Here is a 13,567-nt window from a genome sequence, read left to right on the forward strand (position 1 = left end):
GGGCCTGGCCAATGGAACGGCGGGCACCCCGGGTGGGGTGCCCGCCGTCGCACTGTCTGATGCGGTGCCGCCGCCTTACTTCCTGGCCGAGTCGATCATGGCCTGTGCCTCCTGCATCAGGCCCTTGGCTGCGTCGGAGGGGGACTTGCGGTCGAAGAGGACATCGGTGCTATAGCGCTGGATCAGCGCCTGCACCCCGGAGGAACCGGTGGGAGGCACTGGAGGACCGCTTTTCAGGTCAGGCTTAATGTCCTTCAGGAATGCCGCAGCGGCCTTGTCCGCAGCCGTCAGCAGCGGGTCGATCGCCGTTTGGACGTCGGAGTTGGTGGGGAAGCCGCGCTCGGTCAGGATCGTTTTGGCCGAATCCAGGTTGTTGAGCATGTAGTTGACAACTTCAGCGGCTTCCTTGGGGTGCTTGCTGCGCGAGGAAACGGACCAGAACATGGACGGCTTGTAGGACATGCCGTTGTCCTTGGCGCTGCCCGTGGAACTGGGAGCGCGCAGGATCTTCACGTCGGTCTTCAGCGCCGATTGGAGGGCGTTGACCTGGTTGGTCCACCACCATGACATGGCCGTTTTGCCGGTGGCGAAGAGGGTCTGTTCGACCGGGGCGCTGATGTCCTCGGTGGCAATGTTGGCCGGAGGGGCGGCCCCCTGGTTGCGCAGGTTCAGCACGTTTTGGAAGAAGGATGTAGCGGTGGCCTCCTTGAAGCCAAGGCCCCCGTCCGCTGAGTACAGCGACTCGCCGTGCTGCATTGCCCACGTGTTCAGGTCGGAGTCGGTCAGCGAGTAGGAACTGCCGTAGTTGGCCTGGCCGGCCTTCCCCGCAGCCGCCGCAATCTGGGCGGCTGTCTTGGCGTAGTCGTCCCAGGTCCACGTTTTGTCGTCAGGGATGGCAACGCCGTAGTCCTTGAACAATTTGGTGTTGATCATCACGGCCTTGGCATTCTGGCCGGTGCTGAGGCCGTACTGCTTGCCGGTGACCTGACCGGACTTCAGGGCGTCCTGGTCAATCTTGGACGTCTCGATGTTGCTCTGCTTGGACAGGTCCAGCAGCGCGCCCCGGCCGCCGTACTCAGCGATGTAGGCCTGGTCCATCTGGATCACGTCCGGAGAATCATTGGCGGCCGTGGTGGTGGCAAGTTTGTCCCAGTAACTGCTCCAGACTCCGGGCTCAGCCTGGACCTTGATGTTGGGGTGCGTGGCCTGGAATGCGTCGATTACCTGCTGCGTCTCCTTGTTGCGCAGGTCGTTGCCCCACCAAGTGAAGCGGACGGTGACATTACCGCCGCTGTCGCTGGACGGGGAGGAGGAGCAGCCGGCAGCGAGCATCGCCACGGCGGCGGCCGTGGCGATCGCCTTGACTGCATTGCTAGTGCGAAGAGAAGTCTTCATTGACCCAACCCTGACTTTCTGAAAGAACACAGATCGGACGAGAAACCGCTTTCTCGTTTCGTGCGATTATTACAAGGCCAGCGGCAGGCGTCAACGGGTAGAGGGAAAACGTTATCCAAGGCGGGCTCGCCGGGCGTGGCCCGATACCGGCCTGGGGTAGAGTTAAAGGCACGTAGGGGAGTATCCCAAACGCTACGATCGTCAACACGCAGGGCACAGTTGCCCTGCCGGGCGTAGCGGGCCGCCACATCAGCACCAAGTGCACGGGCAGGCCGGAGAGACTTACACCGATTTGTGTACCCTGCGAAAGGCTTCCCTGTGCTCGATTTGCCCCTATGGTTCGAGGTCGGCTCATTTGTTGTCCTCGGCCTGATTCTCCTGACCGACCTCCTCCTTGTGGTCCGGCGCCCCCACGAACCCTCCATGAAGGAAGCCGGCCTGTGGGTGGCGTTCTACGTGTCCCTGGCCCTGGCCTTCGCCGGTGCCATGTTCGCCTTCACCGGGCCCGAGTTCGGCAGCCAGTTCGTCGCGGGCTGGATCACCGAGTACAGCCTGAGCATCGACAACCTGTTCGTGTTCATCATCATCATGGCCAGGTTCTCCGTACCCCGGAAATACCAGCAGGAAGTGCTGATGGTGGGCATCATCATCGCCCTTATCCTGCGTGGCATCTTCATCCTGCTCGGCGCCATCGTCATCGAACAGTTCAGCTGGGTGTTCTACATCTTCGGCGCGTTCCTGCTGTGGACGGCATGGAAGCAGGCCCAGGACGAGGGCGAAGAGGAAGAGGACCGCGAGAATCCGCTGATTGCCAGGATCCGCAAGGTCATCCCCATGTCGGAGAAGTTCGACGGCGGCAAGTTGCGCACCACGGTCAACGGCAAGAAGGTCTTCACCCCCATGGTGATCGTCTTCATCACCATCGGCCTGACCGACCTGCTGTTCGCGGTGGACTCCATTCCGGCCATCTTCGGCCTGACACAAAGCCCCTTCATTGTCTTCACCGCCAACCTGTTTGCCCTGATGGGCCTGCGGCAGCTCTACTTCCTGCTCGGGGGCCTGATGAACCGTCTGATTTACCTGAAGCACGCCCTGTCCTTCATCCTGGCGTTCATCGGCGTCAAGCTTGTCCTGCACGCCATGCACGTTAATGAGCTGCCGTTCATCAACGGCGGACGCCATATCGAGTGGGCGCCTGAAATCCCCACCTTCGTCTCGCTGGCCGTCATCGTGGGCACCATCATCATTGCCGTGGTCGCCAGCCTGGTCAGCTCCAAGGCCCAGGCCGCCAAGGTGGACCCGCGGCTTGAGGAAGACGCCCGGAAGAGCCACAGCGACGCCGAGTAGGCGCGCGGCGGCCCCTTCGAATCCGGTGATCCCGGCCGCCTGCGCGGCCGGGATCACGCTTTAACCCCCTGCATGAAACCCCCATTTCAAACCCCTGTGGGAGGCGACGGCACACGACTATGCTCCGATCATGGCTGCCCGCACACTTGTGAAGGGACAGGGCGTGCGCCAAGTGCAGCGGCGCACCGTTGCGGTCTTGAGCATCGCCCAGGTTTTTGGTGGACTCGGGACGGGAGCCACCGTGTCCATTGGCTCCATCCTGGCCGTAGCACTCTCCGGTTCCAGTGCCTGGGCGGGCGCCGTTGCCACGGTGATGACCTGAGGGCTGCCGTGGCAGCACTGCCGCTGGCAGCGCTGGCGGAACAGCGCGGCCGCCGTACCGGCCAGGTGGCCGGGCTCTCGGCGGCTCTTGCAGGAGCTTTGCTTATGGTGCTCGCTGTTGTATCCGGTCTCTTCATCCTTTTGCTCCTGGGATCGGCAGGCATCGGCGTGGGCACCGCAGCGGGCCTGCAGGCAAGGTTCGCTGCGGTGGACCTCGCCGCCCCGGAACACCGTGGACAGGCGCTGTCCACCGTTGTCTGGGCGGTAACCGTCGGCGCCGCGGCCGGGCCCAACCTGATCCAGCCCGGCACGGGCGTGGGGACGGCGCTGGGCCTGCCTCCCGTTGCGGGTCCTTTCGTAATCTCCGGGGCCGGCCTCCTCATAGCGGCCGTGCTTCTCTTCGCCGTTCCACATATGCCGGGCCCGTGGTGAGCACTGCAGCCAGCGCCTGCCGCCCCTCCTGCCGGCGCCCCCGCAGGTGCCGCCAAGGGGTCGCTCGGCCGGGGGTTTCGGGCCATCCGCAGTTCCAGGATGGCATTGCTGGCGGTGACCGGCATCGCCACCGCCCACGCGGTGATGGTAGGCGTGATGTCCATGCCGCCGCTGCACCTGCAGCATTTGGTGGTAGGACCCGGTCGCAGGATGTTCGCGCTATCCCCGGTCATGGGTTGGCTGACTGACAGGGCGGGCAGGTTGGAAACCATCATGGTCGGGTTCACCGTTCTGACTGCCGCCGTGGCCGTCGCCGGGTTCGGGCAATCCTCAACCGCCGCGGTGGCCGCAGGACTGGCCCTGCTGGGCATAGGCTGGTCCGCAGCCACGATCTCAGGGTCCACGTTGCTGGCCGAAAGCGGCGCAGGAAGCCCGGGTGGCTGTCCAGGGCGTCTCCGATATGCTGATGGGCGCCGCGGGCGCCGCGGGTGGCGCAGTGTCCGGCCTGGTCCTGGGCTTCGCCGGTTACCTTGGCCTGAACCGGCTCGGCGGAACCATCGCGGCGGCTGTCCTGGCAGCGGCCGTCATCACGCGGACGTCACACCGGCAGTCAGCGGCCGCCTGACCGGACCATCCCCAGCAGGCGCGCGAAGATCCCCTCACCGTCGTCGGCGATTCCGTCGTGATGGAAGTCAGCAGTCTCCCAGACCTGCAGCCCCTGGACCGCCGCTGCTGTCTGCAGGGAGAGATCCCGGTCCACGTAGATGTCGTCCGAGTAGACAGCCGCTGCGGCGGGGACGGTGTTGGCGGCCAGTACCTGCGGGTCATAGAGCGCCTTCCAGTCCTGCTTGGCGGCCAGCAGTTCCGCCACTTCCTGGAGCGGCTGGAGGGCCGGGTCCTGCTCGAAATACCACGGGTACACCATCTCGCCGGTCAGCAGCAGCGGCTCGGCGTCCGGCCTGAACCAGGGCTTCTCGCCGAGCATCCGCCAGGCTGACCAATTGGTGGCCTGCCCTTGGCCGTAGATGGACTCGTGCATCAGCGCGTACAGCGGGTTGGAGCGGCGGGAGACCACACTGTGGAGCTGCTCCAGGAACGTGTCCGCAAGCCTGGGTCCGCCCGCAGTGTCCACGAAGGCGTCCTCCAGGAGGTAATGAAGGCTGTCCACGCGGGTGTTTCCGCCCAGGAATGCCCCCGCCATCTGGAACCGCTCCACGGTAAGGGCGCTGCCGTCGGGCAGGGGCTCCGGTGTGGACCGCAGGTGGCGGGCAATCCGTTCCACCGCGTCGCGGTCCTCCGGGTACCAGCCGAAGTATTCATCGTTCCGTGCCGCTACCCGCTGGTACGTGGCCCGGTACACGTCATCCGCGCTGCCGGTGAGTGGCGGCAGGCCGCCGGTGATGAGCGCTCCGCGCAGTCCCCCGGGGGCGAATGAGAGGTAGGACAAGGCGCAGAAGCCACCATAGCTCTGGCCGTAGACGGTCCAGGCGGGTGATTCCAGCGTGTGGCGGATCAGCTCCGCATCCGCCACGATCGAATCGGCCCGGAAGCGTTCCAGGTAGGCGGCCTGGTGGGCCGCTGACCCCCGGCGTGGCAGCGTGTTGCGGTCAAGGGGCGTGGAGAGGCCGGTGCCGCGCTGGTCCAGCATCAGGATTCGGAAGTCTTGCGCTGCGGCCTTGCTCCAGCCGCCCAGGGACCCCCACCTGTTGCCGCGCCCGCCGGGGCCGCCCTGCAGGAACAGGAGCCACGGCAGCCGTGCGGCGGCCTCCTCGCTGTGCGCCGCAGACACGTACTCCCGCGCGAAAACCGTGATGGTCTCACCCGCCGGGCCTCCGTGATCCGGCGTCCCCCGCCCCGGCGAAGCGTCCCCGGGAGGGGCGAAATGGTCCAGCGGGACCGTGAAGTAGTGCTCAAATGTGCGCATGCCACGGAATTCATGTCGGGCCCTGATCTCATGCCCGACGGCAGGGATCGCGCTCCGCTGTGCCTTAACCACGGACAGGAGCGGGAAGGGAGCCGGCGGACGGTACGCGGCCGAACTGGTCCAGCGCCTCGCCGGTGAGCCGGAAGGTGGACCAGCCGTCCATGGGGCGGGCACCAAGGCCGCGGTAGAAATTGATGGAGGGCTCGTTCCAGTCCAGCACGCTCCACTCCACGCGGGCATAACCGTTTTCGACGGCGATCGCGGCCAGGTGCTGCAGCAGCGCCTTGCCGTGGCCCTCGCCGCGGGCTTCCGGGCTCACGTAGAGGTCTTCGAGGTAGATTCCGTGCACGCCCTCCCACGTGGAGTAGTTCAGGAACCACAGCGCAAAGCCCTGCACATCGCCTGCCGCGTCCTCAGCCATGGCCGCGAAAACGCGGGGGTTCGCGCCAAAGAGCACCTGCTCCAGCAGTTCAGGAGTATTCCGGACGGCGTCGGGTTCCTTCTCGTAATGCGCCAGTTCATGGATCATTCGGAGGATCGCGGGCACGTCGTTCCGGGTTGCGGGGCGGATTACACTCATTGTCCGAGCTTACCGCCGGCATCAATGGGGCCCAGGCAGGGCCGGGACACGCCTTACAGCCTGTTCACATCCGTTACCCTGACCACGGCCGTTCCGGTCGTGTCAGACTCCGCCAGGTCCACCACGGCCGAGATACCCCAGTCGTGGTTGCCGACCGGGTCGTCGAAGATCTGTCGCACCTTCCAGGTTCGGGGCTCTTCGGTGATGATGAGCAGGCCAGGGCCGCGCGCATCCGGGCCGGTCCCGATGTCGTCGTGTTCGTCGAAGTAGTCGTCCAGCGCGTCTTCCCAGCGTTCGGCACCCCATCCGGAGCCGCCGTCGAGCTCTCCCAGGGCCGTGGCGTCCTCATCGGCAAACAGTTCCACCCGGCGGAACATCTCGTTGCGCACCATAACCCGGAACGCCCGGATGTTGGATGTGAGCGATGGCGGCGGGGGCGGTGGCGCGTCGTGCGGCGTGGGCGCGGCACCGGAGGCCAGTTCCTCCCACTCGTCCAGGAGGCTGGAGTCTACCTGTCGAACCAGCTCACCCAACCAGGCGGTCAGGTCTGCCAGGTCCTCGCGCAGCATGTCCTGCGGCACGGTTTGGCGCAGCGCCTTGAACGCATCGGCAAGGTACCGCAGCACGATCCCTTCGGACCTGGCCAGGCCGTAAAACTGCACGAATTCGCCAAAGTTCATGGCACGCTGGTACATGTCGCGGACCACCGACTTGGGCGCGAGCTCAAAGTCGCCCACCCATGGCGCAGCCTTCCGGTACACCTCGAACGCTTCGCCCAGGATCTCCGCAAGCGGCTGGGGGTAGGTGACCTCGTCCAGCATGGCCATCCGCTGGTCATATTCGATGCCGTCAGCCTTCATGGCGGCCACCGCCTCTCCCCGCGCCTTCTTCTGCTGGGCGGACAGGATCTGCCGCGGTTTCTCCAGGGTCGCCTCGATCACGGACACCACGTCCAGGGCGTACGACGGCGACTCCGGGTCAAGGAGGTCAAGTGCGGCAAGTGCAAAGGGGGAGAGCGGCTGGTTCAGGGCGAAGTTCGGCTGCAGGTGCACGGTCAGCCGGACCGTGCGGCCATCGGCCCCCTGCTCCTCCGGAGGTATCCGTTCGATGACCTCGGCGGCGAGCAGTTCACGGTAGATACCCAGCGCCTTCCTCATCAGCCGCAGCTGGGAAGAGCGCGGTTCGTGGTTCCCGGTGAGCAGCCGCCTGGCTGCCGCGAACGGATCACCGGGGCGTTCCATCAGGTTCATCAGCATGGCGTGTGTCACCGTAAAGCTGGACGTCAGCGGGTCCGGCACCGATTCCACCAGCCGTTTGAAGGTGGGCTCACCCCAGGAGACGAAACCTTCGGGCGGCTTCTTCTTCACCACTTGGCGGAGCTTTTTCTGGTCGTCACCGAACTTGGCAGTGGCCTTCGCCATCGCCTTGACGTTCTCAATCACGTGCTCGGGTGCCTGAACCACCACCGTCCCGGCGGTGTCGTACCCCGCACGCCCGGCCCGGCCCGCTATCTGGTGGAACTCGCGTGAGTTGAGCAGGCGGGTGCGGACGCCGTCGTACTTGCTCAAAGCGGTAAGCAGCACGGTGCGGATGGGCACGTTGATGCCTACGCCCAGCGTGTCCGTGCCGCAAATGACCTTCAGCAGCCCGGCCTGCGCCAGCTGCTCCACCAGCCGGCGGTACTTGGGCAGCATGCCGGCGTGGTGCACACCGATCCCGTGGCGCACCAGCCTGTTGAGTGTCTTGCCGAACCCGGCGGCGAACCGGAAGTTGGCAATGAGCTCCGCTATCTTGTCCTTTTCCTCCCGGCTGCACACGTTGATGCTCATCAGGTTCTGGGCCCTGTCGATCGCTTCGAGCTGGCTGAAGTGCACCACGTAGACCGGCACCTGCCGGGTGGACAGCAATTCCTCCAAAGTCTCGTGGACGGGAGTCTGGTGGTAGTAGTAGTGCAGCGGAATGGGCCGCTCTGCCGAACTCACCGTCGTGGTGGGACGGCCGGTGAGCGAGGTGAGCCCCTCCTCGAACCGGGTCACGTCCCCCAGGGTGGCGGACATCAGCAGGAACTGTGCCTGCGGAAGCTCCAGGAGGGGAACCTGCCAGGCCCAGCCGCGTTGCGGGTCGGAATAGAAGTGGAACTCATCCATGATCACGGCGCCCAGTTCCGCTGCGGAGCCTTCCCGCAAAGCTATGTTGGCCAGGATCTCGGCCGTGCAGCAGATGATGGGCGCGTCCTGGTTCACCCCGGAGTCGCCTGTGATCATGCCGACGTTCTCCGCCCCGAAGATGTCGCAGAGTGCGAAGAATTTTTCGGACACCAGTGCTTTGATGGGTGCCGTATAGTAGCTCCGCCGGCCCTGGGCCATGGCCTGGAAGTGCGCGACAATCGCCACCAGGGATTTCCCGGACCCCGTGGGCGTGGCGAGGATGACATTCGCACCGGTTGCCAGCTCCATGATGGCCTCGTCCTGGGCCGGGTAGAGCGACAGGCCCCTGCTTTCCGTCCATTCCACGAAGCGGGTGTAAAGGGCGTCGGGGTCGACGGCGGCGGCTTTGGGGATGGACAGATCGCTCAGCTGGTCAACGAGTTTCATTGATTTCAACCTTAGTGCCACGCTGCTAATCGATTCCCGTCCCGTCCGGGTTAAGCTACGCCTTGCCCGTCTGCCCGCCAGAACCTGGAGAATTTCATGAAATGGGACCCCGCAAAGTACGTCGAGTTTGGCGACTACCGGAGCCGGCCTTTCTTCGACCTCACTGCCCGGATCCACGCCGACAGGCCCGCGCGGGTGGTCGACCTTGGCTGCGGGCCGGGGAACCTCACGGCCACGCTGGCCGAACGCTGGCCCGGTGCCCGGGTGCTTGGCCTGGATTCGTCCGGGGAGATGCTGGCGAAAGCGGCATCCCTGGCGGAGGAGGTTCCGTCCCTGCAGTTTGAGCAGGCGGACATCGCCGCCTGGATGCCCGCTCCGGACACAGACGTTGTGGTCAGCAATGCTGCCCTGCAATGGGTTCCCGGCCACCAGGACCTGATGCGGAGGTGGCTGGAGGCCCTCCGGCCGGGCGCATGGTTTGCCATGCAGGTGCCCGGAAATTTCAACTCCCCGTCGCACTCGCTGATGCGGGAGCTGGCGGCGTCAGGCCGCTGGGCCGCCAAGCTGGACGGGGTGCTGCGTGGCGGGGAATCAGTGGGGGAGCCCCGGGACTACCTAAGCATCCTGCTCGACGGCGGGTGGGCGGCGGACGCATGGGAAACCAGCTACCAGCAGGTCCTTCCGGGGCCTGACCCCGTGCTCGAATGGGTCCGGGGCACTGCCCTCCGGCCGGTGGTGGCCGCCCTCGAAGAGGACGACGCCAAGCGCTTCGAATCGGAGTATGCGGCCGCCCTGCGGGACGCGTATCCCCAAGGTGCCCACGGCACTGTATTTCCCTTCCGCCGGATCTTCGCAGTGGGGCGCAAAGCGCGCTAGTTGCGCTCCTTTCGACTGGTTTTCCAGGCTGTCACACGATGTGACAGTGCTGCAAAGTGATTGGGCTTACAATGGCGACTGTGGTTTAGGGGTCAAGCCGCCGGCCCCCTCTTCGGCCCAGGCATTTACAGGGGGGTATTTTGCTGGTCGGACTTATGAGGCGGCAGTTGGCCGGCCAATACGGGCAGGTCTGGGCTATCGTGCTCCTGCAACTGGTCCAGGCGGCGGCAAACCTGCTGCTGCCTACGGTCAATGCCGCCATCATCGATGACGGCATTGTGGCGGGCCAGCCTGGGGTGATCTCGCGGCTGGGCATGCTCATGGCGACCATTGCCGTAGTGCAGGCTGCGTCCGCCATCGCGGCGGGCTACCTTGGGGCGGTGGTGGCCATGAGGATCGGGCACCGCCTCCGGGCTGAGGTTTTTACCCGGATCCAGTCGCTGTCCTCCCAGGATGTGGCCCTGTTCGGTACCCAAAGCCTGACCACGCGCGCCACGAACGATGCCCAGCAGATCCAGGCTTTCGCCGTGCTCGTTTTCACCATGCTCTTTGCCGGGCCGGCCATGGGCGTGGGCGGCATCGTCCTTGCGGTGCAGCAGGATGTGGCGTTGTCCGTGGTGGTGATCGTCATCGTGCCCCTGCTCCTGCTGATCATGTACTTGATCGTCCGCCGGCTGATCCCGCTCTACCGTCAGGGCCAGGAACTGCTGGACCGGTCGGGCGGCATTCTTCGCGAACAGATCATCGGCGTGGACGTGATCCGCGCTTTCGTACGCCAGGGACATGAAGTGCGGCGGTTTGCGGAAACCAACGCCGGCCTGACTGCCAACAACCTGCAGTCCGCGCTCCTGGTGGCCGGGATGTTGCCGATGATCATGCTGGTGGTCAACACCAGCTCGGTTGCGGTCGTATGGTTTGGCGGCCACCGCATCCAGGCAGGGTTGATGAACCTTGGGGCGCTCACGGCGTTCATCGCGTACATCATGCAGATCCTGCTGGCGATCATGATGTCCATGTATGTGCTGATGACGGCGCCGCGGGCCTCCGCTTGCGCCGAACGCATCCAGGCGGTGCTGGATACGGAGCCGTCCGTCAGCAGCTCGGCCTCGGCCGGCGCGCAGCCCCGGGTAGACACAATTCAGCCGGCTGCTGTGTCTTTCCAGGGCGTCGGCTTCGCCTATCCGGGAGCTGAGGCGCCCGTGCTTGCGGAGATCAGTTTTACCGCCGCTGCCGGCACCACCACCGCAATTGTCGGCTCCACCGGAAGTGGCAAGACAACGCTGCTGAACCTGATCCCCCGTTTCCTCGACCCCACCGAGGGCAGCATCACCCTTGCCGGCCACGACATCCGGGACCTGCCCCTGGACCAGCTCCGGGCTGCCATGGCCATCGTGCCCCAGCACTCCCACTTGTTCACGGGAACCATCGCGGACAACCTGAGGATGGCTGCGCCCGAAGCCACGGACGAGGAACTTTGGGCTGTCCTGGAGACGGCGCAGACCATGCGGTTCATGCGTGACCTCCATCTTGGGCTCGCCACTCCCGTAGGCCAGGGAGGCGCCAGCTTGTCAGGCGGGCAGCGGCAAAGGCTGTGCATCGCCAGGGCCCTCCTGCGCAAGGCGCCCCTCTACCTCTTTGACGACAGCTTCTCCGCCCTGGACTACGACACGGACACCAGGCTGCGGCACGCCATGGACCAGGCGCTCGCCGACGCAACCGTCATCGTTGTGGCCGAACGCGTCTCCGCGGTGGAAGACGCAGACCGCGTCCTGGTGCTCGACGACGGCCGGCTGGTTGCGCAGGGAACGCACCGGGAGCTGCTGGAAACGTCCGCCACGTACCGCGAGATCGCCGAATCGCAGCTCGCACTGGATGGCACCCTGTGAGCGCACGGGAGGAGGAAGCCGGGGAAACGGCACACAGGTTCTGGCCGACCGCCAGCAGGCTCCTTGGCCTCCTTCGCCCCTTCCGGCTGCAGATACTCGGAGCCGTCGCGGCCACCTGCGCATTCGCGGTCCTCAATGTCGCGGCCCCCAAGTACCTGGGGGACGCCACCGACGTGGTGGTGGACGCCGTCTTCCAAGGCGGCCTGGACCAACGGCTCGGACTCCTGCTGGCAGCCGTGGCCATGATGTACGTCTTCGCCTCGCTGTTCAACTGGGTCCAGGGGGCGCTGACTGCCCGCGCAGTGCAGGGGCTCATGTACGGCCTGCGTGCCTCGGTCGAAGACAAGCTTCACCGGCTCCCGTCCACCTACTTCCGCGAACGCTCCCGCGGCGACGTGTTGAGCCGGGCAACCAACGACATCGATAACATTGCCCAAGCCCTGAACCAGGTCCTGACACAGCTGATCGTGTCGGTCCTGATGCTGTGCGGTTCGCTGGCCATGATGCTGTGGATCTCACCGTTGCTCGCCGCCATCGCCATTGCCAGCGTTCCTGTCTCCATCTGGATCACCGTCCTTGTGGCCAAGCGGTCCCAGGAGCACTTCGCCGGACAATGGAAGGAGACCGGCGAACTCAATGCGCACGTGGAGGAATTCATCAGTGGGCACGAAGTCATCAAGGCCTTTGGCCGCCAGGAACAGGCGGCGGAAATCTTCAGCCGCAGCAACGGACGGCTGGCCCGGGCGGCGGCCAAAGCCCAGTACTCAGCCGGGGTAGTCCAGCCGCTGATGGTGCTGATGGCCAACCTTAACTACATAGCGGTTGCGGTCGTGGGGGCACTGCAGGTCCTCGCAGGGGCCATGACCATTGGGGGTGTCCAGGCCTTCATCCAGTTCAGCCGGTTGTTCACCCAGCCGGTGGGGCAGATCGGCGGACTGCTCAACGTCATTCAGTCCTGCGCAGCGTCAGCCGCCAGGGTTTTCGTGCTCCTGGATGCCGGCGAGGACCCGCAGGAGCCCGGTGGCCGGCCTGCCGGCGCCCCCGCAGCAGGACGCATAGTTTTCCACGACGTGACGTTCGGCTACCCCGGTTCAGTTCCCGCTGTCCGTAACCTCAGCTTCACCGTAGAACCGGGCCAGGCAGTAGCCATCGTGGGACACACCGGGGCGGGCAAGACCACCATAGTGAACCTGCTCATGCGGTTCCTGGAACCTTCATCCGGCCGGATCACCATGGGCGGCAAGGACATCGCGGCAATTCCCCGGGACCAGTTACGTGGGCAGTTCGGTGTGGTGCTCCAGGACTCCTGGCTCTTCGGGGGAACCATCCGCGAGAACATCGCTTACGGCCTGCCGGACGCCACGGATGATGCCATCGTCGCCGCCGCGGAGGCCACCCACGCGGACCGGTTCGTCCGGTCCCTGCCGCATGGCTACGGAACGGTGCTGGAAAGCGGCGGCGAGCCGCTCAGCCAGGGGCAGCGCCAACTCATCACCATTGCCAGGGCCCAGCTGGCGGGGCGCGCCGTACTGGTCCTGGATGAAGCAACCAGTTCCGTGGATTCCAGGACGGAACTGCTGATCCGCCAGGCCATGCAGCGGCTGCGCCACGGCCGGACGAGCTTCGTGATCGCCCACCGTTTGTCCACTATCCGGAACGCTGATCTAATTCTCGTCATGGACCACGGACGCATCGTCGAACAGGGCGCACATGGAAGCCTCCTTGCCGCCAACGGCTACTACGCCAGGCTCTACAACGCCCAGTTTGCCGAACGCGACGGCAGGGCCGGGGTCCTGGAGGGCGGCCTGTGAGCACCGCTGGCGACTTTCCCGGATCATGGCGGCCTAACCCGGCCAGCAGCGTGGCGCTGTTCGAACAACTGCGGCTCCAGGTCATCCATCTGGCGGACAGCGGCGCGCTGGCCCCAGGCACCCGGCTGCCCGCGGTGCGGGCCCTCGCAGAAAAACTCGACGTCGCCCCGCACACCGTGGCCAGGGCCTACAAAGAGCTGGAAGCGGCCGGCATCGTCGCTACCCGCGGGCGGAACGGGACCGTGGTTTCAGCTCGTGATGAGAGGCTCGGGAGCCTCTCTGACGCCGCTGCCGCCTACGCCGCCGTCGCCAAATCCCAGGGCGCCAGCTTCGCAGAAGCGGTGAAGCTCCTGGCCGCCGCCTACGATGTTCCCTGAGGGCGGAACCGTGAGTGTTCGAAA

At 65.5% G+C, this 13,567-nt stretch carries 9 protein-coding genes and 1 pseudogene; 6 read left to right on the forward strand and 4 right to left on the reverse strand.

What is annotated here, in order from left to right; translation table 11 throughout:
- Nucleotides 1-75 precede the first annotated feature (75 nt).
- Nucleotides 76-1,395 carry an ABC transporter substrate-binding protein gene (locus tag IEW19_RS04470; protein ID WP_188570485.1) on the reverse strand — a complete coding sequence of 440 codons (1,320 nt, stop codon included), beginning with the start codon at nt 1,393-1,395 and terminating at the stop codon, nt 76-78.
- 318 nt (nt 1,396-1,713) lie between these two features.
- On the opposite strand from IEW19_RS04470, the gene IEW19_RS04475 reads away from it, so the two are divergent.
- Nucleotides 1,714-2,742 (forward strand): TerC family protein, encoded by a 1,029-nt coding sequence (locus IEW19_RS04475; RefSeq protein ID WP_188570486.1) that lies wholly within the window; start codon nt 1,714-1,716, stop codon nt 2,740-2,742.
- 130 nt (nt 2,743-2,872) lie between these two features.
- A pseudogene (locus IEW19_RS24190) lies at nt 2,873-4,120 on the forward strand (MFS transporter).
- Here IEW19_RS24190 and IEW19_RS04485 read toward each other — a convergent pair.
- The 3 genes from IEW19_RS04485 to IEW19_RS04495 form a co-directional block, all read right to left on the reverse strand.
- On the reverse strand, nt 4,106-5,419 hold the full coding sequence (locus IEW19_RS04485) for an alpha/beta fold hydrolase (RefSeq protein ID WP_188570487.1): 1,314 nt from the start codon (nt 5,417-5,419) through the stop codon (nt 4,106-4,108). The pseudogene IEW19_RS24190 and the gene IEW19_RS04485 overlap by 15 nt on opposite strands.
- A 64-nt stretch (nt 5,420-5,483) precedes the next feature.
- Nucleotides 5,484-5,999 (reverse strand): GNAT family N-acetyltransferase, encoded by a 516-nt coding sequence (locus tag IEW19_RS04490; RefSeq protein ID WP_188570488.1) that lies wholly within the window; start codon nt 5,997-5,999, stop codon nt 5,484-5,486.
- A 53-nt stretch (nt 6,000-6,052) separates the two neighbouring features.
- Nucleotides 6,053-8,593, reverse strand: coding sequence for a DEAD/DEAH box helicase (locus IEW19_RS04495; RefSeq protein WP_188570489.1), 2,541 nt, complete (start codon nt 8,591-8,593; stop codon nt 6,053-6,055).
- 96 nt (nt 8,594-8,689) lie between these two features.
- On the opposite strand from IEW19_RS04495, the gene IEW19_RS04500 reads away from it, so the two are divergent.
- The 4 genes from IEW19_RS04500 (at nt 8,690) to IEW19_RS04515 (ending at nt 13,543) form a co-directional block, all read left to right on the forward strand.
- Entirely contained in the window at nt 8,690-9,469 is a 780-nt protein-coding gene (locus IEW19_RS04500; protein WP_188570490.1) for a trans-aconitate 2-methyltransferase, read from the forward strand.
- A gap of 155 nt (nt 9,470-9,624) precedes the next feature.
- A complete protein-coding gene (locus IEW19_RS04505; protein WP_229748338.1) occupies nt 9,625-11,355 on the forward strand; it encodes an ABC transporter ATP-binding protein in 1,731 nt (576 codons plus the stop codon).
- A complete protein-coding gene (locus tag IEW19_RS04510) occupies nt 11,352-13,166 on the forward strand; it encodes an ABC transporter ATP-binding protein (RefSeq protein ID WP_188570492.1) in 1,815 nt (604 codons plus the stop codon). The genes IEW19_RS04505 and IEW19_RS04510 overlap by 4 nt, the downstream gene beginning before the upstream one ends.
- Entirely contained in the window at nt 13,163-13,543 is a 381-nt protein-coding gene (locus IEW19_RS04515; RefSeq protein ID WP_188570493.1) for a GntR family transcriptional regulator, read from the forward strand. Before IEW19_RS04510 ends, IEW19_RS04515 begins: the two co-directional genes overlap by 4 nt.
- Nucleotides 13,544-13,567 lie beyond the last annotated feature (24 nt).

It is taken from the genome of Arthrobacter liuii, from assembly GCF_014639275.1.
Lineage (GTDB): Bacteria > Actinomycetota > Actinomycetes > Actinomycetales > Micrococcaceae > Arthrobacter > Arthrobacter liuii.